The 22,674-nt window shown below is 43.8% G+C and carries 12 protein-coding genes; 2 read left to right on the top strand and 10 right to left on the bottom strand.

Annotated features, from left to right (window positions below; genetic code table 11):
* Positions 1–3 precede the first annotated feature (3 nt).
* From KD145_RS08910 to KD145_RS08895, 4 genes are read right to left on the bottom strand one after another with little or no spacing between them, the layout of a single operon-like run.
* Complete coding sequence (locus KD145_RS08910) at positions 4–585, bottom strand: Crp/Fnr family transcriptional regulator (protein ID WP_212005547.1); 582 nt, start codon at positions 583–585, stop codon at positions 4–6.
* A 49-nt stretch (positions 586–634) separates the two neighbouring features.
* The gene (locus KD145_RS08905) at positions 635–1,039 is read right to left on the bottom strand and encodes a hypothetical protein (protein WP_212005546.1); all 405 of its coding nucleotides are present in this window, start codon (positions 1,037–1,039) and stop codon (positions 635–637) included.
* Between the two features lie 24 nt (positions 1,040–1,063).
* A complete protein-coding gene (locus tag KD145_RS08900; protein ID WP_212005545.1) occupies positions 1,064–2,461 on the bottom strand; it encodes a class I SAM-dependent DNA methyltransferase in 1,398 nt (465 codons plus the stop codon).
* Entirely contained in the window at positions 2,458–3,051 is a 594-nt protein-coding gene (locus tag KD145_RS08895) for a restriction endonuclease subunit S (protein WP_212005544.1), read from the bottom strand. The genes KD145_RS08900 and KD145_RS08895 overlap by 4 nt, the downstream gene beginning before the upstream one ends.
* Before the next feature lie 377 nt (positions 3,052–3,428).
* Between KD145_RS08895 and KD145_RS08890 the strand changes: the two genes are divergently transcribed.
* Complete coding sequence (locus KD145_RS08890; RefSeq protein WP_212005543.1) at positions 3,429–11,282, top strand: UvrD-helicase domain-containing protein; 7,854 nt, start codon at positions 3,429–3,431, stop codon at positions 11,280–11,282.
* 108 nt (positions 11,283–11,390) lie between these two features.
* Here the strand turns inward: KD145_RS08890 and KD145_RS08885 are convergent, their stop codons facing one another.
* The 4 genes from KD145_RS08885 to KD145_RS08870 all read right to left on the bottom strand — a co-directional run bounded on the left by KD145_RS08885 (position 11,391) and on the right by KD145_RS08870 (position 20,103).
* Positions 11,391–12,983, bottom strand: coding sequence for a RagB/SusD family nutrient uptake outer membrane protein (locus KD145_RS08885; protein ID WP_212005542.1), 1,593 nt, complete (start codon positions 12,981–12,983; stop codon positions 11,391–11,393).
* A gap of 19 nt (positions 12,984–13,002) precedes the next feature.
* Positions 13,003–16,116, bottom strand: coding sequence for a SusC/RagA family TonB-linked outer membrane protein (locus KD145_RS08880; RefSeq protein ID WP_212005541.1), 3,114 nt, complete (start codon positions 16,114–16,116; stop codon positions 13,003–13,005).
* A gap of 567 nt (positions 16,117–16,683) precedes the next feature.
* Positions 16,684–17,778, bottom strand: coding sequence for an acyltransferase (locus KD145_RS08875; RefSeq protein ID WP_212005540.1), 1,095 nt, complete (start codon positions 17,776–17,778; stop codon positions 16,684–16,686).
* A gap of 75 nt (positions 17,779–17,853) precedes the next feature.
* Positions 17,854–20,103: an SEL1-like repeat protein gene (locus KD145_RS08870; RefSeq protein WP_212005539.1), complete on the bottom strand. Its 2,250-nt coding sequence runs from the start codon at positions 20,101–20,103 to the stop codon at positions 17,854–17,856.
* Between the two features lie 162 nt (positions 20,104–20,265).
* Between KD145_RS08870 and KD145_RS08865 the strand changes: the two genes are divergently transcribed.
* On the top strand, positions 20,266–20,709 hold the full coding sequence (locus KD145_RS08865; RefSeq protein ID WP_212005538.1) for a hypothetical protein: 444 nt from the start codon (positions 20,266–20,268) through the stop codon (positions 20,707–20,709).
* Positions 20,710–21,194: 485 nt separating this feature from the next.
* On the opposite strand, the gene KD145_RS08860 is transcribed toward KD145_RS08865, so the two are convergent.
* Both KD145_RS08860 and KD145_RS08855 read right to left on the bottom strand, forming a co-directional pair.
* Positions 21,195–21,494: a co-chaperone YbbN gene (locus KD145_RS08860; RefSeq protein WP_212005537.1), complete on the bottom strand. Its 300-nt coding sequence runs from the start codon at positions 21,492–21,494 to the stop codon at positions 21,195–21,197.
* 91 nt (positions 21,495–21,585) lie between these two features.
* On the bottom strand, positions 21,586–22,551 hold the full coding sequence (locus tag KD145_RS08855) for an AraC family transcriptional regulator (RefSeq protein ID WP_212005536.1): 966 nt from the start codon (positions 22,549–22,551) through the stop codon (positions 21,586–21,588).
* Positions 22,552–22,674: the final 123 nt, after the last annotated feature.

The following is a 22,674-nucleotide window of genomic DNA, read 5'->3' as shown; positions in this document are numbered from 1 at the left end:
TGTTTATTTCTTCTTCTGAATACCACTTCTCACCTTACTTAAAAATTCTGGTGATACGCCCAGATACCGGGCAATCTGGTTTTGAGGTACCCGCTGTACAATCTGCGGGTACTTTTCAACAAATGCAAGGTAACGCTGTTCCGCCGTCTGGGAAACAAGGCTGTGAAAGCGCCGCTGTAAAGCAAAAAGTGATCGTTGCACTAACAGGCGGAACAGTGTTTCAAATTTGGGTATCTTCTGGTAAAGTTCATTTTTACTTTTGTGGTCAATGATCAGCAGCTCACAGTCTTCAATAGTTTCAATAAACATATTGGAGGGCTTCTGCTCCGTAAAGCTGTACAGATCGCTCACCCACCAGTCTTCTATAGCAAAGGACAAAATCGTTTCCGTGCCATCATCGCTTAAATAATAAGTACGGATGCACCCTTTCACGATATATGCTTCAAAGTCGCATATCTCTCCTTCCTGTAACAGATAAGTACGTTTTCTCACCCGCCTGAACTTCAGCAGTGAATGAAACAACTCCCTTTCCTGTGGTGTGAGGGTAATACACTGATCTGCAAATTTGTCAATCTGTTCAAACATAGTGGGTTAAAGATAAGTCAAAATGAATTACAGGATTGATTTTAAATGCTTAGTGTTTATCATATTTTTTGGTCGCCATGTTTTCCAGTTTTTCAGCTATTTGTTCTGCGCTATGAACCTTGAGGGCCAATAATATCACGATTAATCCTCCTGCAAAACAAATGCTGGTAAGCGACCATTTCCTGTGATTATAGTGAATAAAGAAAATGATTAGTGACCAGAGGAAAAACAAACCAATAGTGCTTGTTTGTTTATAATATCCACTAAAGAGATTCAGAGAAGCACAGCAGGCCAGCAGGATGAATAAGACTACTGTTATCCAGAGCCATCTTCCTTTTACCTTGGTAGCAGGCGATGCTCCTAAGTAACTGGCGAGATCGCAGTTACTGTTTTTGAAAAGAAAATCAATGTCTGTGGCTTCTCCCTCAATATCCTTGACTTTCAGTTTTGCCATATATTTTATTAAGAAGAATAGGAGTTAATGTTTCTTTAATAATGAAGCTATGCGTCGCCGCGCTTGTTTCAGTTGTTCTTCCAGATCACGGGATTCCTCCAGTAGCTGGTTCACAGATTTTCCGTCTTCTAATATCTGCTCGTATGGAAGATCTCTGTAAGCCGAATACCGAAGCTCATATTTTTGGGCAGTAATTTCCTGTGTACTGATGACTACTGCATGCGGATTTTGGGTAAAATCCTGAGAAAGAAACTGGCTGATAAATTTATTGGTAGTCTCTGAATTCAGCTGTACTGACCTTAGGGAGCCGGAGCTGCTAATGCTATCTGTTGCGGCATTAAAGAGAAATACTTTATCATGGTGCCTGTTTTTATTGAACAGAAGAATGGCTGTGGTTACACCGCTACGTGGGAATATGCCAGGTGGAAGATTTATTACTGCATCTAAAATATTTTTTTCAATGATAAGTTTCCGGAATTCATTGAATACCCCCATGCCGGATAAAAATACGGCCGGAAGGATGATGGCGGCCTTCCCATTTGGCGATAAACTATTCAGTACCTGGATGGCTAACGACATGTCACTCCTGCTTGCTTGTTCCAGAAGGGATGTCCATTCTCTTTTAAAATGTCTGTTTACACGGCCGAAGAGTTGTTCAGATATACCAAACGGGGGGTTAGTAATGATGAAGTCAAATTTTAAATGCTCGAAAGGGCTCTCTGTGAGTGTAGTCGGATAGATATTTACATCCTCACGCAGATCGGAAAGGAGCCGTACTGCAGACCACTTACGGAGAAACGAGGATTCAGTAATGCCTGAAATAATGGCTGTATTTTGGGTCTGTTTTTGGACTGCTTCCAGCAAGTCTCCGGTCCTGCAAAAAGGATCTAACACGGTTGTATTTTCAGCAGGGTTCAGTAATGCAGCCATCATTGACCCTAATTCCTTTGGAGTTCTTATTAATTCGGGACCTGTTATTAATATATCAAGTGCAGAAGTAATACAGCCTGCTCTTTCCTGTAAAGCTACATTGTCCAGCTGATCTGCGAGGTCCAGCCAGAGCTGGCGGAAGGAGGACCAATCATGTATAGTAAAATGATTGTTTTCCTTGTGCTCGAGGGCTAGTAGCCCTTTCATGGATGGAGGAAGCAACTGTTCCAGCTTTTCAATAGTTTCAGTTATTTTACTTTGCTGCGTTTTTTCAATAGTCTGCTGCATGACAAAAGAAAAACGATATTGCTCTGGTATATACGGGATATTATTATGATCACTATTATCGGTAGTAATCCTTGCTTGATAATCAGAAAGGATTTTCCAGGCGGTAAGAGATAGGGTAAAATCAAAAAAAGACGTCCTGTCACCTCCGCGACTGTAATAGTGATAATATAGCGCATTGACTATTTTTGATATCGCTTTGTTCATGCAGGTTTTTTTATACGTTCCCAGATATAGCTGTCACACAACTGCTCCCTGTTTTTCATGAGCATACTTAATAAATCCCTTTCCTGCTGAAACTCCCTGAATACACTTGCCAGATGTTCCTGTTCTTCTACCGGTACAATGGGAATGGGGAGATTGGCCAACACTGGTTTGGTAAAAGAAGGTATTGTAGTACTGGCTGCTGCATGTTGAGTCAGGTAATGTCTTGCTGGAGGCTGATTCAGATACCAGTATAGATAGCTAGCCTGTAAATCCGGCCCTGGGGTGATAACAAAAAAAGAAGAGGTGGCAATGGCAAATGCGGGACTATTGGAATAAAGGAATGATCCGAACCTGGACCCCTTATTGACAATCAGTACATCATCTTTTTTCAGGAGATGATTGTTCAATGCAGGAACCTCCCCACTGTTTATCATGATAGGAGGAATAACGATTTTACCATCTGATAAGTCCCTTGGTAGCAAAACACTCAGGTCGCCATGTTCCGTAGGTTGTGGTGCTGTCTTGAACGTTTGCCCGGTCCGGATTGTGGCAAGTTCCTTTAGTGGAATAGTAAGATCACCGTTTTTCATATAGTGAAGTTAGGGATTATTATTGAAAATTCTGTATGTAAGATGGAGAATGACGGAATCAATATGATACTTTTTTTATCGTTACTGCTTATTAAATTATAATTTATAATTAATTTAAATATGAAAATAGCTCCTCTTCATTCAGTTCTCCTAAAGGTATGTCCGGATCAAATAGTTGATTCAAATATCGAGTCGCGCAGATAGCGTTTGAGTACGGAATAAACTTGTCAAGACCAGATATAAGAGACCTTAAAACCGCAAAGGAAACTTGTGTTACAAATAATTGTATATTAGTCTTAATGGAAAGTATAGTAGCAGCTTACCCAAAACCTATGAAATCTCATTAGCCTTATTACATAACCCAAACAGCTACCCTGATGGAATTAGAAGAGATTCTAAACGAGGAGAACATCCCTGTTGGCGATCTGCAAAGCCACCTGGAAAGATTGGGCCTTGAATTATCTATGTTTACTGTAGTAGATAATGTGGTTCCGCAGAAATTACTGGCACTCTTCCGATTATTGCTGAAAGAAGGTGCGGAAGGATTGGCCTCTTCAGAAAGAAAGTCCTGGCAGCATAAATTCAGCAATTTCTATTCCCCGGGCCTGTCTCCGAAAGTGTTGGGCAAAATAGAACTTCCCCAACTGCCAGCTCGCAGAAACCGGACAGCAACAGATCATAACGCTACTTTATCCCAAAAGAGAGAAGAAATTAAAGATCATGACCAACAAACAACCGGCATTGTAAAATTTATTGATGAAGCCCAAACCCATGGATATGTTATTCCTTTTAAAGCATTTAATGAGGTGTCGGAAAAATCATTCCTCAGTGGTAATGGACACTTTATTGATAGAACAGGACTGAAAAAAGGGCTGCGAAAGGGTCAGTTGTTAGTATACCAGCATAAAACACTGAGTGGAAAAAATTATGCTAATCATATCAATACTGTTCTTCCATTATTTATTGATCATCGTTCGACTGCCTCCTTACTGATTGAAAGGCAATGGGAGCAGGTGGTTGGCCTGGAAGGTATTACAGAACCTGGCTTTATCATGGCGGAAGTTGAGCCAATGTTTGGTTTGGGAACCTGGAAGCTTGTACACAAAGGACCATGTGCACTTGCACTGATCAAGGATTATGGTCATAGACTGCTGATGAAATATGTGTCGGAGCCACAGGATCGTAAGGATGATATTGCCTTGCTGATAGAGATATTACAACCCCTGTTGGACGAGCATAAGACAGAAGAACTCATTTCCATTGCACTAAACAAGTTGCAGGAAAAGCCGATGGAAGTTTTACTGCTGTCAGTGAGTAGCATAGTGGCCAACATCCCGAAAGAGGTGCTGGATCCCTGGTTACTGTCGTTTAATAAGCTAAGTTTTGCCTGTTGGTACAGCGGATTTATGGAAAATCTACCAGTCATATCCAGCCAGCCTGAAGTAGACATATGGCGTTATGATATTGTACAAAGCCTTGACCAGGCAACCTTACAACAGGTATTGCTGAAACTCCTGGTCACAGCCGGTCCTGTCACCGCATTTATTGAAACATTGCCTGATGGCCAATTACATCATTTTTATCAGAATGATGCTGTATTGGCTGCTGCATATGAGAATTACCTTATCAGGAATTTAAAACAGGAGCTTCTACAGACCGGTTACCTGGTGTTTGACCTGGAATCTGATGGAGAAAGAATTTCAGAGGTGGCTTGGGAAACAGAGGAAGGGAGTTATAGTCACCAGAATTTTCAGCAGCTGGAGCTGGCTATACAGGCTTTAACAACTACTATTAATACTACACAAAGATTAATTGTAGGACATAATATAACACAGTTTGATCTGCCCATACTTCGATCGTATGGCGCTAGTCCCAATGTGGAGGCTGTTTGGGATACATTAAAAATAGAAATGCTGCTTCACGCACGAAGATCCAGCTATGCGCTGAAAACTACGCACACGGCTATAGAAGATGCAAGACATACGCAATTATTATTTCTTAATCAGGTATTGCGTATCCTTACTTTAAAAAAGGAAGATGCTGAATATGTGATACCATACCTGCCCTCTCAATGTATTGCGCTGATAAATGAATGGCGGGCGCTAAACAAATGGCAGCAGACTGACACGGATATTGCCGGGAAGAGATCAGATGCGTTTTTCCGTCCGTCTACTCAGCAGCTGCATATACCAGATGGTACTTTTAAGAAATTGAAGAAAGCGTTGGAAACACCCGCTAACAAGATACTTGTCGCACCAGCGTTATTACATGAGACATTGGAGAGTCATTTCAACCTACATTTCGGACTGGGAGATAATGGGGGATGGATGTGCTTATCCGAAGAGCGTATTGTGACTAACGGAGAAAAAGGCGCATGGTTGACAGGTGTGCTGTTACAATATGTCAGGCAGTGTGCAGGGAAAAACAAGCCTTATTATAAACGTTTGCCGATAGCCATCAGGACAATGCTTAAAGAGGATCAGGCGATGATGTTGTGTCTTTCCGACCAGGGGGAAAATGAAGCCTCGATAACCTGTATTTCCCTGCTGGATACGGCTGAATTGAGCGCCCGGTTGGATTTGTTTCCAGATCTGGAGGTGATCATAGTGGGTACTGAATTACACTGGCATGTATTTAAACAACAGCTGGGAGATGATTTCGACTTTGCAACCATTTATGATAAACTAAAAAAGGAATCAGTATGGTTACAACTATCGGGTGGAAAAAGCTTTGCAGCCCTGGAAAAGGAGCAGGCCGGATTATTGGGTATACAGGATTTTCCTGCCTATATGCATAATATGTGGTTGGAGAAGATAGGTAAGGGCAAGTTAAAAGTATGGTGTAACCTGAATATAGATGCCTTCCTGAAATCTTTACCTGTCAAGAATCTCAAAAATATTTCCTGGACTGATGAGTCGTCTGATAAGGCCCATGCTTTTGTAGTCAGAAGTAACGGGACGGCCAATCAACTCGCGGAACAGGCAAGGGTAAACCCGGAGTCGTTATATCGGCAATTGTATTGGACCTATCAGTTCAAGATACTGGAAGGATTGGTCGTTACGAATGCAGGTAAAAGTTTCGTGCTCCTTTTAAATGATTATCTGGAGTTACCCCAGTTACAGGCATATGCACGGAAAATGGGATACTTTATTCCGGATAACAACGCCTCTCTGGGCCGGCAACTGGAAATACTGCATATGCACAAATCTTCCCATAAATTGTTGATTGCAACGCTCAGAGAACTGGAAAAGGTGATTAGCTCCAATTATCAGGGCCCTCTTTACTTTATCTGGGACAGTTTCCTACTCCAGGAAAAGTATCAGATGCTGAGAAGAGTGTATCCTATAGGAGATACTAATAATAACAAGGATGATTTCCAGTGGGGACTCAAAATGGATCAGAAAGGCCCCGCATTATCTGATTTGATTAGTAGTTACCGGCCACTGATTGATTTATACTACAGCATGATTATTGAAAACCACCCGGAATCGGGCTTATACATGCTCGATGCAAGGTTGTCTGACTACCATGATATTGAAAAGGATCTAAAAACAGGTAAGATAGATTTGCCTCTGTGGCATAGTGATACAGAATATAAAGCACAGATAGCTGCAGCTGCATATTTTTTCCCTCCTGTGCATCAGAATGCAATGGCGGATTTCGATGTGGAGGAAGCCAAAGAGGTACTCCGATATATTTTCCTGATGCCGGAAGGTGGAGGAGAGCCTTATCAGTGGCACTCCTATCAGCACCCCTGTTTGAATGATATTCTGCCGGCGGAAAAAGATTTACTGATTTCCCTACCCACCGGAGCTGGCAAATCATTACTGTTTCAGGGACCAGCTTTGTTTCGGTCTGCTTTTACCTGTAAATTGTCGTTGGTGGTTAGTCCACTGAGAGCTTTAATGCAGGATCAGGTAGAAAATCTATGGGAGATGGGATTTTATAGTAATGTGGATTTTATCAGTGGTGATAAGTCACAAGCGGAAATCAGAAGCATTTACAGGCGGGTGGCTGGAGGTGAGATAGCTTTGCTGTACATTACGCCGGAACGTTTCCGGTCACGCGCTTTTGAGAATTGTTTGCTAACCCGTTTGTCAGTGGATGAAGGACTGGAATATGCTGTTTTTGATGAGGCACATTGTATTTCGCAGTGGGGGCAGGAGTTCCGTCCTGACTATCTGAATGCAGGGCGAAAGATAGCAGGTTTTGGGGCTGACTTCTCCCTGCGAAAGCTTCTTTTTTCTGCTACCATCTCCGAACAGGTATTTGAACAGATTAGCCGGTTAATGCCAGGTATCACAGCGGTACAAGGCACTGAAAAAAGTTATAATCCGGTAAGAGACCATATAAAAATGGAGTTCAGACATGTACGGGAAGAGAATGAGCGCTTGTATCAGATAGCAAAATATCTGGAGCAGGGCGAGTTTAATCCGGAGAAAAGCAGAGCTATTATTTTTGTGAAAAGCAGAAAGGGAACAGAGGAGGCTGCCGAACAAATGCCGGATATCCTGAAAAAGGTAATGGGGGAAAACTGTAATTATGCTCATAAAGTAGGAAGTTTCCATGCAGGTATGGATGCTGAGGAAAGGAAGAGCAGCTATGAACAGTTTAAAAACGGAGACATCGTTCTGTTATTTGCCACCAAAGCATTCGGGATGGGAATGGATATCCCGAATATTCATTTTGTTACACATTACTCTCCTCCGGGTACCTTCGAAGATTTTTTACAGGAGATAGGTCGCGCCGGCAGAAATGAGCAACAGCGTAGTGCGGCAGGATTCAATAATACAGACCGACCCATTAAAACAATTTGCCTGACAGCCCCTGATGATTTCCCCAGATTAAAGGACCAGTTGCTCGAAAGTACTATTTCCTGGCATGAGGTAATAGAGATTAAAATGCTGTTGGAAAGTTATATTGCCCAGTTCAGAAACCTGAGATCCGATACGGACAAACCAGTTGCTGTGCCGCTCAACCTCTATGGCAATTTAAAGGGGAAAACCGGAGAAGACCTGGATACCAGATTTCGTTTGGCACTGCACTGGCTGGAGCGTTTACAACGAATCAGCCTTGGGTATCTTACTGTTACACATCTGTCATTTAAAGTAGAACCGATTAATACGCTTCAGGAAAGGTTGAGAGATTGTCCGGATAAGGAAGTGGTGAATATCTGCAAGGCACTGCTACAGCTATATATGGAACAACAGATAGATCCGGATCAGAAAGAAATACGGATAGCTATATCTGCATTGAGAAGCACCTCAGGAATGGGATTGGAGCGCCTTTTCGGTTCTCTGTTGAGAGCCCATCAGGCAAAACTAATCATGATGGCTGAAATGGCTGTTATCGAGCCTACAAAATTACGTAAGGAAGAAATTATTTATTGTCGTAAACAACAAAGCCGTGAAAGGAAATATCCTGCATTGCGGGCAATGTTTGCGCTGGCCAAATGCGTCATGCAACAAGTACCTGCTATCAGTGCAAGGATTTTTGATGGTGATGAACTGGATATAATGCTCCGGGAAGTGCTGGAAGAAGAAATAGGAGATGAGAAACTGCCCTGGTCACAGAAGGAACAGGAAGAGGCTATCAAAAAGGAGAAAGAAAAATATATCACAGATATCCGTAAAAAAAGAGTCAGACATGCTTTTTCCATCATTCAGCTGTTGAAAAAAACGAGGCATGAGACACTGATGGATAAAGAACCGGATGCTGCAAGAAAGATCAGTATACGCCAGTCTGTCTTTAATGGTTACCATAAGAAGGAAGAATGGGTTAGCCGCTTAAAAATGATGGAAGCTGATTGTATGAAACTGGTGGATGAGGTTGCAACAGGTGCTTTCGATCTAAACATGAAGACGTTCAATTGGGCGGATATAATCGCCAAATTAGGTATTGAACAACATGTTCAGTACCTCTCCGACCTGTTGTATATTCTGTCTGTAGCCGGCTATATTAGGGCAGAGGGATTGATGCCCTCTGGTATCGAAGTATATCTGAAGTCGGTGGAAGATATCCGGGAAAAAGACCTTCAGTCAGATGATAAAAAGGTGTTTGACGAATTTGAAACAACTAAGAAGATCCGGGAACTGAAGTTGATAGCCCTGCAGGTAATGAAGGACCTGGATAGAAGCCAGCACGACCAGTTTATCAAAGGTTATTTTGCTTGTAATTCGTTGGAAAGCCTGTTACAGTTATTGCAATCAGCATTGCCTCCCAACGATCCATTACTCAAAAAATGGCGCGGAGATGCTATTCTGTTGGAAGAAAAAAAATTGAATGCAGAACAGAAAGCTGTCTATGATACGGAGGTGAAACAACATGTTAATGTAATGGCTGGTCCAGGTACGGGAAAAACGCATACACTCACACTAAGGGTTGCAAAACTGGTACACCATATTGGAATTAAGCCAGAAGAAATACTGGTACTGGCTTATAATAGAGCAGTCGTTTCAGAGTTGAAGGAACGGTTGGGGAAACTATTTAACGCCTTGGGTTATGGTCGTTTAGCCAGGCGTTTGAAGATCTTCACCTTCCACGGACTGGCTAAACGATATTGTCGGGAAGAGCTGGAAGGAAAACCATTTGATCAGTGGGAGGATGTTCTTCTGGAAAAGCTGAGGCAGTCAGCGGGCTTGGTGATGAGCCAGATGAGTGAGCTGAAATATATACTGGTGGATGAGTTTCAGGATATTAACAACGTAAGGATTAATCTGCTGGAACAGTTGTATAAACATACCCGTGCTTATTTATTTATTATCGGAGATCCGAATCAAAGCATTTATGGGTATGAAAGGATAAAGGATGGAGGAGAGATGGGACCATGGCCATATTATACCCGGTTTAATAAGATTTTTTCACCTGTTCTCTTTTACCTGAATGATAATCACCGATCCTATCCCGATATTCTACATACCGCCAGCAGTATGTTATCCCTGAATGAGGAGTACCGGAACCTGATCCCAAGACCTACCAGGATACCCGACGCAGGGTTTATGACTAATTATGTGGAATTGATAGATACTACTAAAGAGAAAATAACCTGGTGGTCAAAAATACCGGTATTACTGGCAGAAAAAGTTGCCGGTAAGGAATACAGACAGATTGCGATTTTATTCAGAACCAATAATGAAGTATTTAGAGGATATCAAAAAGTAAAGGAATTAAATCTTCCCCATGTCAGAATACGTATTCAGGGTGCCCTGCCCTATGAGTTTAGCCGTATCCGGGAATGCCATGCTGTGATGGCTTATATCCGGAGTAAGTCCGGCTTGGAGATTGCTGCCGGTTTTAAGTATGATATCGGTAATTTCATTCAGGATCTTATTAAACAGTATCCTGGCTGGAACCATTTTTATCTGCGGGTAATTCATGCAATAGTACTGGAATTTCTGGCGGAGCAGGACGAGTATACACTATTTGATGAACTGGTTGATTTTATCAGTGAACTTACTCATAAAGATGATGGACAACTATATCGCATATATGAAAAATATATTGACGAAGTGAATGAGGCACTTCATGAAACAGAGATAGTATTGACTACAATGCATAAAGTAAAAGGGCTCGAGTTTGATGCCGTATTGATTCCTCCGTCTTTCTCCAATCTGCCGCTGGTTGCCCAAACAAACATTTTACCGGCAGAACTTATGCAACAGCTGGAAGAAGAGAAAAGACTGCAGTTTGTTGCCTTTACCAGAGCTCGGTATAGGTTGCTTGTTTTCAGATATCACAGAGAATGGGCACTGATCGCAAATAGGCAATATCTGTTGCCGGAAACGGATACTACCCGCTTAGGTAAACCAATGCCGCCAGGTATTCAAAAACTGAAGATTGGCTGGGCTGCTACTGCATTCAATTTTAGCCAGGGAATTAATGAATATATCAACGAGCATGTGAAAAGCGGTGACAGTGTTAGTATACGAAGAGTAGACCGATATGCCAATGGTAATACATTTAGCATATATCAACTATGCCTTGACAGTACCAACAGGGTTATTGGGGAGCTGTCTTCCAAGGCTGGTTTAGTTGGGGACCTTATTACGTTAAATGGTTATGTGGTTAGTGAGGTTGTTGTCTGGACGTATGAAGACACCTGTAAATATGATCAGGAGAACCAAGCCAGTTATGCTGATAAGTGGTCTGAAGCAGCTAAGGCACAAGGATATATTTACCTCGTTGATTTTGTAGGATATGGTATTGGGCCCAATCTGTCTTCGGCCACTTAATAAATTGTTAACGTACTTACCCAATTCAACCACCATGCTGGAAGGCTCCACGAATAAAAACGGGGCAGCTGGAAGGCTGCCCCGTTCTTATTTGTCTGTTGTATAGTTTTAGTTGGATTTCACCGGTGCGGAAGTGCTGCTGGGTGTGTTGAAGTCCAGCTCGTTCATCGGTACATCCCAGTAGTCGAGGTAGTTATACTCGATGGTTGCATTCTGATCCAGTTTGTTGTCAGGTTTTACAACCCATGCGTTTTTACGGCCACCACCTTGTGCAGCAGGTGCAGTAATACCCCATCTTCTGGCATCATAGAAGGCCACGTTTTTCAGGAAAAGGCCGATTCTTCTTTCGATACGCAGCTCTTCAAGGGCGTCTGTTTGAGTAAGACCTGTACCAGATACGTGAGCGAGTCCGGAGTTCTGGTAGTCGCGTACGTTGTCTACATGTTTTAAGCCTTCGTCGATATTGCCCAGGTGGATATTGGCTTCGGCCAGCATCAGTTCATTTTCTTCGTAGGTGCAGGCAACAGGCAGTTCGGCCAGGCCGGTGGTGGTAGAAGCCCAGTCGCCACCATCGGAAATCTCAAAGAGGTACCATCTGGTAGCATATTGCGCGCCTCTGTTCCTTTCGTTGCCATAAGGTGCGTACGGACCATCAATGTTGCGGTCGTAACGTTTATCGCCGGCTTTGAAGTCCTGTACAAGGCGTTCGCTGAGGTTAGCCCAACCTACCTGTAATCTGTATGGAGACCAGGCTGTAATAGACACCAGATCGTTTACGTCTGCGCTGCGCATAGTGAAGATTTTGTCATCTTTTGCAAGACCTGCAGTGGCCAGTGTTAAAACAGTGTTCCAGTCTGCAGCAGTCATCTGCGCTACCTTTTTGTTCGCGAGCAGATTTCTGGCTTTATAGGTGGCAATTTGTCTTTTCCATGCGTCAGGGCTGATGATGCCGCCTTTGCCGCTGGTGGTGAAGTCAGGAATGAGACGTTTGAACAGCGCATTGTATGCATCAATATTGGTTACTTTGTTCAACTCAGCGACACAGGCATCAAAGTTGTCGTTACCTAATTTCACCACTGCGTCATGGGTAATGAAATCATGGCTAAGTAAGGTACCATCTACAAATTTATCCGCCTGTATACCGGCGATGTACATAGAGCCGATTCTGGAGTAGACAAAGCCTTTCCACCAGTAGGCAAAAGCACGTATCAGTGCTTTTTTGGTGGCCTGTGCATAGGCACTACCACTCATCACCAGATCATTTTGTGAGGTAACGTCCAGCATGAGGTTAGCCTGATTGTTAACCAGGTAAAGCGAGTACCATTCATTGTAGAAGGCATTGTCACCACCAAATGAACGGTCATTACGGTTTTTAAGTTCAGTACTCTGAGAACCGCCCTGGGGTGGGGTCAGCACAGTCCCGTTAGATAAGGTGATTTTAGATACCTGGTTTACCCATCTCCAGGAGAAGTTACCGGCGCTGATAGTGTAGCTGTCACCCATAATATCATGATTGGCGAGGGTCAGCCACCAGAATTCAAGACCGAATTTACTGTATATGCCAAGGGCTCCCCTGATCAATCCCTCTTCTGTTTTTAGTACAGCAGGGTTGGGTGCGTTAGGATCTACCAGGTCAAGACTCTTTTTATTGCAACTTAAAAAGAGGGATGCTGATAATATTGCGAGAAATACTTTCTTCATGATCGAAATTTTTTGTGTGTTAGAAACCGAACGTAAGACCAATCTGTACAGACCTGATGTTAGGGAAGGAATATACATCGATACCTCTTCTAAGCGGGTTGTTTACCCTGGAACTGGCTTCCGGGTCGAGGCCGGAATAGTTACTGACAGTGAAGAGGTTTCTGCCGGAAAGGCTTATCTGGGCATTGCTGATGAATTTATTGGTCAGGTATTTATCCAGTCTGTAGTTGAGGGAAAGGTCACGCAGTCTTACGAAGGAACCGTCTTCTACGAACACAGAGTTGGTAGTGTTGGTGTTATAGAGGCTGTTATAATAAGCTACATAAGCACCTGTCTGGCCGTTGATTGTAACGGGCTTTTCGAAATCGCTGCTGATTTTGTCTGCATACAGCCATTGACGGGTTTGGTTGTATACATCGCCGCCATAGACCCAGTCAACCTGGAAGGAGAGGGTAATCTGACTGTTGAAGGTAACGGTGTTGGAGAAGCTCATGTTGAATTTAGGTGTAGGGTCACCTATTTTCTTGTTCTCAGTACCAAACATAACGGCTTTGGAAGTTTTGTTCACCACGTATCCATTAGGCCCTACTTCATAATTACCTTTCACTGCAGTACTGGGGAGCTGGTCGAGGCTGGTGAGCGGTGTTACTCCATAGAACGCACCTACGCTTTCTCCTTCTTTCAGCACAAACTGACCTTCACCGGACCCGCCGATTGTAATCGGTCTATGATTGGAGATGTAATCAACAATAGAGCGTTGTTTGCCAAATCTTACACCAAAGTTCCAGTACCATTTTTTGCTTTCCAGTACGTCCAGGTCCAGTGAGAACTGGAAACCATTGGATTTCAGGGTCAGTGCATTGGTTATGATGCCGCTGGCGCCAGTAGAAGGGGGAACGTCAAGAGAACGGATAACGCTGCCGGAGCTTCTGGTCCAGTAGGTAGGATGGAAGGCCAGTTTTCTTAACCAGGCTCCTTTACTTAATTCGATACCAAAGTCAATACCTACTTCCGTTTCTTTGGAGGTTTCTACGGTAAGGTCAGGGTTTTTAAGGTCATTTCTCAGGCTCAGATAATTGGCATCTCCAATGGCTCCCTTATCGAGGGTGATCTGCCTGTCATATACACCGGGCTGAGTACCTGCAGCACCATAGGCGCCTCTGATTTTGAAGTCATATATGCTGGGTATTTTTAATAATTCTCCCAGTCTGAAGTAGGCATCCGCACGGCCGAAGGAGAATGGCTTGCTGCCTCTGCCGAATGCGGAAGAGTAGTCTACCCTTACGCCACCAGAGATACCGAACAGATTACCATAATCAAACCTTTGATTGATCAGGTAGCCATAGGTGACAAATTCTTCCTGTGTTTCATCATTTGTTTTGGAAGCTGCATTGGCGAAAGTAAAGGGAGGGAAAGGTGCAAAACCAACACCTTCCATACGTATGTTGCCATACATTTTTTTACGCCAGTCGTAGGCTACCTGTGTAGTCGTCTGGATGGGCAGCGACCAGTTGAAATCGCGTTGAAAATCTGTTCTCAGGAAGAGGGTCAGCAAGGAATTCTGAATGGTTTCATTATCCCGGTCGTATACCAGTTTACCATTAAACGGATCTAAACCTTTACCGGGAGTCAGTGTTTTTTCCTGGTTGTGAATGAAGTCAGAGAAATCATAACGGGAATAGTCAATTCCATATTTATAATTTATTTCCAGGTATTTGACAGGTTGGTAATTCAGATCGATGCCCTGTATAATACGGCTGGTTTTAGCCTCATAGGTCCTGTTCTGGAAGGAATAATAAGGGAATACTGAGTTGCTGGACAGAATAGAGTTGAAAGGGTAATTACCTAAAGAGTCCTTAAACAGCAGGTCTTCGAATGGATAGGAAGACATTGCGGTACCCAGACCGCTGTATATATTATTCTGCCCCGTGATGCCTCCGGTTGTATTTTTAGAGGTGATGAGCTGTGTAGTGGTGCGGATCTTCAGGTTGGACAGAATGTCTGCGCCCAGGTTCAGGGACAGGTTGGTCCTTTCGTAATCCCCGTTGATAACACTTTTTTGTTTGAGATTGGAGAGGTTCAACGCAAAATCATAACCTTCCCGGCCACCGGAAACATTGATACTGTTATTGTAGGTAGGAGCATTTTTTTTGAATATCTGATCAACGTGATCATATAAGGGTTCTTTAAATTCTTTATTGGTCTCGGTAGTAGGAGTGATGTCTCTGTTGGGTTGTGTCCATACTCCCCGGTAATCTGGTTTGATCCTTTTACCGGAAGGATCAATGATGTATCCTTCACTGTCGGTAGGATAGTAATGTTTGGATATTTGTTTGAAGTTTCCTTTCAGTACATTGTCAAAGCTGGCCCTGGAGCTGAAGTTGACATTCACTTTACCCGCGCGTGAACCTTTTTTGGAGAAGAGCTGGATCACACCGTTGGCGCCCTGTGCGCCATAGATGGTAGCAGCAGCGGAACCCTGCACAACTTCTACTCTTTCAATGTTGGAAAGGTCCAGATCTGACAACCTGGAAGAGAGGTTACTGCCTGAACCGTTCGTACTGTTGCTGGCGCTTATCTGCACACCATCCAGGAGTATCATTGGCTGGGTTTCTCCCAGAGTGTTGATACCACGAAGGAGGATCTGTGCCTGCTGACCGGGTTGTCCGGATACAGAAGATATCTGTGCACCGGCAATTTTACCAACCAGTGCCTGGTCAATAGATGCCGCCGGTACTTTAGGAAGGTCTTTCCCCGACAATGATTCTACGGAGATCGCTACTTTCCTTCTATCGGTGGCGGCACCCACACCTGTTATGATTACTTCCTGTAATCCTTTGGAGTCGATGCGTAATGCTACATCCACCCTTGTTTTACCTTTGGTGGATATATCCTGGTTAAGATAACCGATAGAGGAGAAACTTAAGGTGGCATTTTCACCTGCCTGTATCCTGTAGGATCCGTCAGGTCCCGTCATGGTACCCACTTTGGTACCTACGATGGTTACCGTTACACCGGGTAATGGTGAACCATCTTTTTCATCTGTAACTTTACCGGTGATTGTTCGTGTTTGGGCATAAGCATGCACAATACAGCTGGCCATGAGCAGCCATGAGAGTAGCAAATTTTTCATGAGCAATTTAGATTTGATTATTCCTAGTTAACTGTTAAAGACAAGAATTCCCCAACCATTTACGGGTACATGATTCCGAGGTTAGTAATGAAAATAAAAGGCAGATGGATCCGCTGCCCCTGGTTATTGATCACTCACTAGGAACGTTGTGTAAATGGCAAAAAAAGTACTGCAGGCCAGGTAGGGCCTGAATGATGACAGTGTGTATGTTGGGCAATTATTCCATTGAAATGTGCAGGAAACTAAGTTTACTACGACGCACCGAATAACGCTTTCATCATAGGTTGTCCAGATTTTGGTTTAAATCAGATGAATGAATCTCTCTTTGGCCAGGCCTTAGCAACAGCACATTTATTTTAAATACGATATTTGTTACTTGCTAATCTCAGTATAGATTCGGTCCCCAAACAACTCATTAATTAATAATTATAGGGTATTAAGAATTATTGGGCATTAAGGAAAATGATATCAGATTTTGGTCTTTTAAGTATGTGACACACCAAATATAGAAAAAAGCTACGCTAAACAGAATAACACATTGATGTTATGTGCAAAATGGCTGATATATTACCACTTACGTTTAAGATAGTTTCTTATGGGTTCATCAAACAGCTTCATAGCGCCCCAGCCAATGCCAATAAGGATTACAACGGAAGCTGTAATGACAAGGGTTAGTGTGGTCTGGTCTGGTTTGCAGGTTTCCAGGTAGTGTGCAAAAATCCAGATGAAACCATAATGTGTCATGTATAATGGGTAGGATATCTTTCCGGAAAAAACACATAGGCGTTGCAGTGAGGATACCAGTCTGGCTCCTGCACCCAGGGAGATCAGCAACGGAAAATAAAACAACACGACGAACAGTTCCACTGCCCAGTTATTAGGAAAATAAGGGAGAAAGAGCGCGATGAGTAACAACAGTGTAAGACCCGGAAATCCCAGCCGGCTCCGGATGATCAGCCGGAAACGATATATCAGCATCCCCGCCAGGAAAGAGTAAGAGAGCCGTGCACAGCCATCTGTAAAAGAATCTTTCCCCCATCCGCCCATCAGATTACCGGCGCGATATGCTGTAAATCCCAGCGCTATTGCGGCCACAAAGGCCAGCACCATCAGCACATAACGGTTCACTCTCCAGAGTATCAGTCCATAGAAAATGTTGGCCACATATTCCCAGAATAAAGACCAGGAAGGTGCGTTAAAACTGAACAGGTTAAAATACCGTTCCGGCATTACCGGAAAAGGTATCAGCAGAAAAGAAGTGAGCAGGATCAGTGCGGTTTTACCGAAGCCATAGGCCGCGGGCGGAGCCATAAAAGGATCAAACAGGAAAGTGATCAAACCCATGACAGTGCCCAGTATCACCAGTGGATGCAGACGTATCAGCCTGGCCCGGAAAAAGTCTTTGATACTCATCTTCGCCATACGATCATCGTAGGCGTATGCGATCACAAACCCCGACAGGCAGAAAAAGAAATCTACTGCCAGAAATCCACGTCCTGCAAAGTTTTTACTGTAATCGGGAAACACGACTTCCATAAAATGGAATATCACCACTACTACAGCGGCTATTCCTCTGAGCCCGTCAAGGATCTCAAAATGTTGTCTGTTGGCAGGCGATTTCGCTGGCTGCACTTGCTCGGTTATCATTGTTCCTGTTTCCATGTTTTCCTCCGGGATCGGTAAAGAATCCGCACAAGATACAGTGTAATGGCCTTATATACAAGCCTGACGCAGCTGTCAGGAGACATCGAGCCCTGCATCCCGTGCCAGCTGTTCATGCTCGCGGGCTTTGGCTTCGTCTTTTACGATATCGTTGTAAAGGTATAAGCGGTGCAGTTCCAGATGGGCATTATCTTCACCCAGTTCCACGGCTTTGAGGTAATAGTTAAGGGCTTTGCGTGGATCGGCTTTACAGCCAAGGCCCAGCTCATACAGCCTGGCGAGCTGGTAGGCACAATAACCGTCTTTGTTTTTGACACCGCTTTTGTAGGCATCAAAGGCGTTGTTGTAATCTTCTTTCTCTTCAAAAAGATAACCTACGTAGTTATAACAATCATAACCAAACCTACTGGCATATATAAAATGCCGCAATGCTTTATCATAGTCCTGTGGCACTTTTTCGCCTTTATAATAAAGCATCGCAAGGTTATAATACGCATGCGGAACATGATGCGCAGCGGCTGTTTCGTACAGGTCAATGGCTTTGCGGATGTCGGGGGCGGTGCCGTTGCCATGCTGATAGCAGTTGGCCAGTCCGTTGGCTGCATGCGGTGATCCGACCTGTACGCCACGGGAGTACCAATCGAAAGCAATGGTTGCATCGATATGCCCTTCTGCTGTTTCATACAGATAACCAAGATCGTTCATAGCATCTCCGCTGCCTTTGTCGGCCGCCATTTTGTAGTACCGGATGGCTTCTTCGTACCGTTGTTTGTCGAATGCCTCAAATCCTTTCTGGTACAGCAGGTCGGCGGGGATGGCATCGCCGGCCAGAGCGGTGAGCATAGCCAATTCTTTTTCATTATAACGGTAACGCATATCCGGGCCTATCTGGACCGCAATGTCGGTGGGTGCCAGTGGTGTGATATGTCCTTTGGAATCGATGCGGAAGGCTGCATCAGTATTAATGGCCAATGTTTCCCATTTATCATCACCATGCCAGATGACATCGGAAACAACAACCTGATATGCAGGTGGCACCAGTGGCTGACCAATAAAATAAAGCCCTTCCTTTTTATCTTTTGTAATGATATAGGCGTTGGGATAGACATGATTGATACGATCGAAGCCCATTTCCAGTATCCATCCTTTTGAGGCGGAATATACGCCGTATTTGCCCTGCTGACGGACAATCACTCCATCTTCCAGGCCCGGTGCGATCTCCTGGTAAACAGTGGGCAACAGCTGTTGGCCTTCAGAGGTAGCAAGACCATGCAGCTGTATTTTCTTTTTGCCGGATTGTTGTTCCTGTATAGTGCGCAGTAGCGGTGAATGGTTGAAGGTACCTGTCCACTCTACCCGGATCGTGTTGTCATCGCCTATTCTGGCAAAGGAGGGAGCATAAAAATGTAATACGCCGGAAAGATGACGGGCGTTGAGTAGCGGCATATCATCCAGATACGTTATCTCCATATCGGAATGGAAATCAAAAGGTAGTTTTAGTTGTCCCGCTGCATCCAGGGCGGCGTATTTTCCATCCCGTTTCACAACCGCTAGTGTTTCATTGCCCGGGAAAACAAATACTTCTTCATATTGGGCCGGTATGATGATATTCCCTGCTTTGTCTTTCAGGCCCATCATGCCGTTTTCTGTGAAAGTCTGCTGCTCATCTTCTTTCTCCTCTTCATCATCAGCATAATATCCTGACTGTATCACTTCCCACCCAGACCCATATACGTTGTTGCTGAAAAACTGCCGGAAAGATTTAAATCCATAAGGATTTTTGCGTACATCCGGGCATTCATTGAGCAGCGCAGGGTCGTTGGCGTTAATAGCAGCTTGTATACACTCGTTGGTTTCCTGTATAAGTGACAATAATTCGCCTGCCTGTTCTGCATGAGGCTCGTCGTCTATGTTAAACACATCCCAGGCATCAAGATGAAAGCTGTTGTAGCAGGCTTTTGTATCGAGGAAGTGGAAGATTTTTTCTTTTTGCTCACGGAAGTTTACAGGATCATCGGTCAGTATATCCGCATGTTGGTCCATAAAATCGTAGAAGGCACGGGGGGCACGGATACCAGCAGGACCGTCCGCATAGAGGCCGCCGCTATCTCCATTGTATAACGGTGTTCCGAGGTAAGGATCGCCGGCAAACAAAGGATGGAGAAAAAAAGGAAATTCATATTTCCATTCCATCATCATCAGGTTATCGTTGCCATTGCCACCGATAACAGGTAAAAGCTGGTCCAGGATACCGTTTTCACGGGCTTCAGGAATGGCATGGTTTTCCGTGTTGTTGAAGTTGTACAGATAGATACGGTGCGACATCTCGAATATTTTTTATTTTCCGCTCAGGTTCGTTGTGGACGGGTTATTTAACAAAGTGCCAAGATGTGTATTTTTGTGGCATTGGCCAAATTTTTTCTGAGGTGGAGATGTTTGAGTATATAGCATGTCGTGAAGGATACATGAGAATTAAACAACGTAAATATGAATTATAAAACTGCCCTTATTCTTGCTTTTCCCTTGGTTGTGTTTTTCAACGGTTGTAGTCTTATAGATTATAGTAAGGCGATCAGTGAGCAGGCTGAAATGAGATTTAATAGGAGCCGGGCTTTTATCAACAAAATTATGTTTAAGGGTAGCGTTATAGAGAAGATCAATTGTGAAAATTGCGATCTAACAAACTATTTTATCAAAATTAAAATTGATTCAATTTCAGAAATACCCTCCCTATCAAGAAGTAGTTATAATCCCTATTTCGAATTTCAGTTGCAACCTCATCAGGTGTTGAAGATTTGTGTATCGAAGGAGCTCTTTGATGCTGTTGAGCAGGGCACTGGTGTTTTGAAAAGTGCCAACAGTAGTAATTTAAGCTTTAATGGAAAGCAAATGTTGTTGATAGGCCAGGAAGATATGAAGTGGTTACCATAAACAGGGAATAGTATTGTTATAAGTTTCATAGAATGGTTGTATAGAAAGCCGCAATGTTATTGCGGCTTTTCTGTTTAAACGCATCATTATCTTAACCGGTTACAGGTTTGTGGACTAGCATATTTCTGTAGTACGCGCTCTTAACACTATATAACACTTCTCACCCCATTCTGGCACGCTTTTATCATCTATACTCACAGGAACCCAAACTGCTGCAGGGTTAGGGGCTCCGCCAACACATCACAACTATTCAAAAGCTTACGATCATGAAAATGTTAAAATTTCTCATTATAGCGATAGTATTGATCTCTGGGTTGAGCGGGTGTCTGGTGGTACATGACAGGCCAGGCTATTATCACCGCCCTTATTATCATCATCACTATGGGCATGGCTATTGGCGGTAAAAGAAAGGAGGCCGCTACCAACGGCCTCCTGATAAACCACCTTATCTTATGCTTTTTAAAAACCAAACCAACCATTATACTTTATGGATGAGCCGACAGCGCTGATTCCAGCGCTGTCTTTAGGTTACTTTCAGACAATACGCCTGTATGCCGCCATATTTCCTGGTTATTTTTCATCAGCACCAGCGTGGGCACTGCCATAATCTGAAAACGGGAAGTGAGGCCCTCTTCCTCATCAATATTCACGCGGGCCACCTGCAGCTGAGCGCTCATCTTTGTTTCGATGGCATCCACTATCGGGGATAATACTTTACAGGGACGGCACCAGGTCGCAAAAAACTGTAATAAGGTAGGTGAATCTCCTGTTGTTTGCTGACTCATATCTTATCATTTTATACCAACAAAATTAGGACAGACATTACCGGAAAAATGACACGATCCGCTGGACTTTTGGTACAAACGACAGCTTTTATCAGGAGGCATGGTGACGATGCTGCTGGCGATACTGCGCTGGTGTGATACCCGTATGTTTCCTGAAAAAACGACCGAAATAGGACTGGTCTGCAAAGTTCAGATGCGCTGCAATACCGGCAATGCTCTCATTGCTCTGAATGAGTTGTGCCTTGGCTTCCGTTATCAGTTGATGATGAATGAAACTGCTGGCCGGACTACCAGTGATCTCTTTAATAGTATCATTCAGATAGTGAGGGTGGACGTATAATAACCGGGCATAGTCCGTTACCTGCTTCCATTCCATATAGTGGCGGGAGACCAGATTTTTGAAAGATGCTACCAGCTGCTCTTTCCTTGGCAACGGGGTAGTGACTTTGTTTTCGTGAGACCTGTAAGCTCTCTCTGCTTCTATCAGCAACACGTTGAGGTACAGACGTACTAACAGATCATCATTGAAATGCTGACGCTGACAGTATTCTGCCTGCAGTTTCTGAAAGAGGCCCACCATCCCTTCCATTTCTTCCTGGGATAAATCAATAAAAGGAGGATGACCATGCTGAAAAAACGGATATTCATTCAGCCTCACCTGGTTTTTCAGACATAACAGAAAGTAGTCTGCATCAAATATGCAGTGGTAGCCCCGGATGTCTTCGCTCCAGTGATGGATGGTATGCAGCTGGTACTCCGGGATAAAGTACAGCATGCCGGCGCTAAAGGTATAGGTGTGGGAGCCGATGGTTTCCCGGGCGCTGCCCGCTGTCAGGAGTACGGCAGTATAAAATTTCCGCCGGGTACTGCTGAAGGATGACTGCTTATGTAGTTGCTTGAGTTGTTCCAGTGTTGCGATCTCCAGAAAATTACTGGTCTGCCTGCCGCCGGTATGACTGCAGGAATCACAAAAAGAATGATCCGGACTGGATAGGTATTCCTCCTTAAAATCCTGCGGATTGCTGACTTCGCGGAAAGTATTTTTTAGATAACTCATCTCATCACTTTATGGTAGCGGCAGCTAACTGCCACAGTTCCGTATTAACAGTTAAAGGTACTAAAAAACAACTATTCAATTAAATTATTGAATAGTTGTTTGGGAGATGAAGACGTTTGTTGT

It is taken from the genome of Chitinophaga sp. HK235, assembly GCF_018255755.1.
Classification (GTDB): Bacteria; Bacteroidota; Bacteroidia; order Chitinophagales; family Chitinophagaceae; genus Chitinophaga.
Note: the sequence above shows the minus strand (reverse complement) of the source record. Positions and strands in the feature narration are given on the sequence as shown.

What these genes read in the sequence shown, in the direction of transcription:
- KD145_RS08910 (WP_212005547.1), bottom strand. Translation starts at nt 585, where the DNA reads ATGTTTGAACAGATTGACAAATTTGCAGATCAGTGTATTACCCTCACA.
- KD145_RS08905 (WP_212005546.1), bottom strand. Translation starts at nt 1,039, where the DNA reads ATGGCAAAACTGAAAGTCAAGGATATTGAGGGAGAAGCCACAGACATT.
- KD145_RS08900 (WP_212005545.1), bottom strand. Translation starts at nt 2,461, where the DNA reads ATGAACAAAGCGATATCAAAAATAGTCAATGCGCTATATTATCACTAT.
- KD145_RS08895 (WP_212005544.1), bottom strand. Translation starts at nt 3,051, where the DNA reads ATGAAAAACGGTGATCTTACTATTCCACTAAAGGAACTTGCCACAATC.
- KD145_RS08890 (WP_212005543.1), top strand. Translation starts at nt 3,429, where the DNA reads ATGGAATTAGAAGAGATTCTAAACGAGGAGAACATCCCTGTTGGCGAT.
- KD145_RS08885 (WP_212005542.1), bottom strand. Translation starts at nt 12,983, where the DNA reads ATGAAGAAAGTATTTCTCGCAATATTATCAGCATCCCTCTTTTTAAGT.
- KD145_RS08880 (WP_212005541.1), bottom strand. Translation starts at nt 16,116, where the DNA reads ATGAAAAATTTGCTACTCTCATGGCTGCTCATGGCCAGCTGTATTGTG.
- KD145_RS08875 (WP_212005540.1), bottom strand. Translation starts at nt 17,778, where the DNA reads ATGGAAACAGGAACAATGATAACCGAGCAAGTGCAGCCAGCGAAATCG.
- KD145_RS08870 (WP_212005539.1), bottom strand. Translation starts at nt 20,103, where the DNA reads ATGTCGCACCGTATCTATCTGTACAACTTCAACAACACGGAAAACCAT.
- KD145_RS08865 (WP_212005538.1), top strand. Translation starts at nt 20,266, where the DNA reads ATGAATTATAAAACTGCCCTTATTCTTGCTTTTCCCTTGGTTGTGTTT.
- KD145_RS08860 (WP_212005537.1), bottom strand. Translation starts at nt 21,494, where the DNA reads ATGAGTCAGCAAACAACAGGAGATTCACCTACCTTATTACAGTTTTTT.
- KD145_RS08855 (WP_212005536.1), bottom strand. Translation starts at nt 22,551, where the DNA reads ATGAGTTATCTAAAAAATACTTTCCGCGAAGTCAGCAATCCGCAGGAT.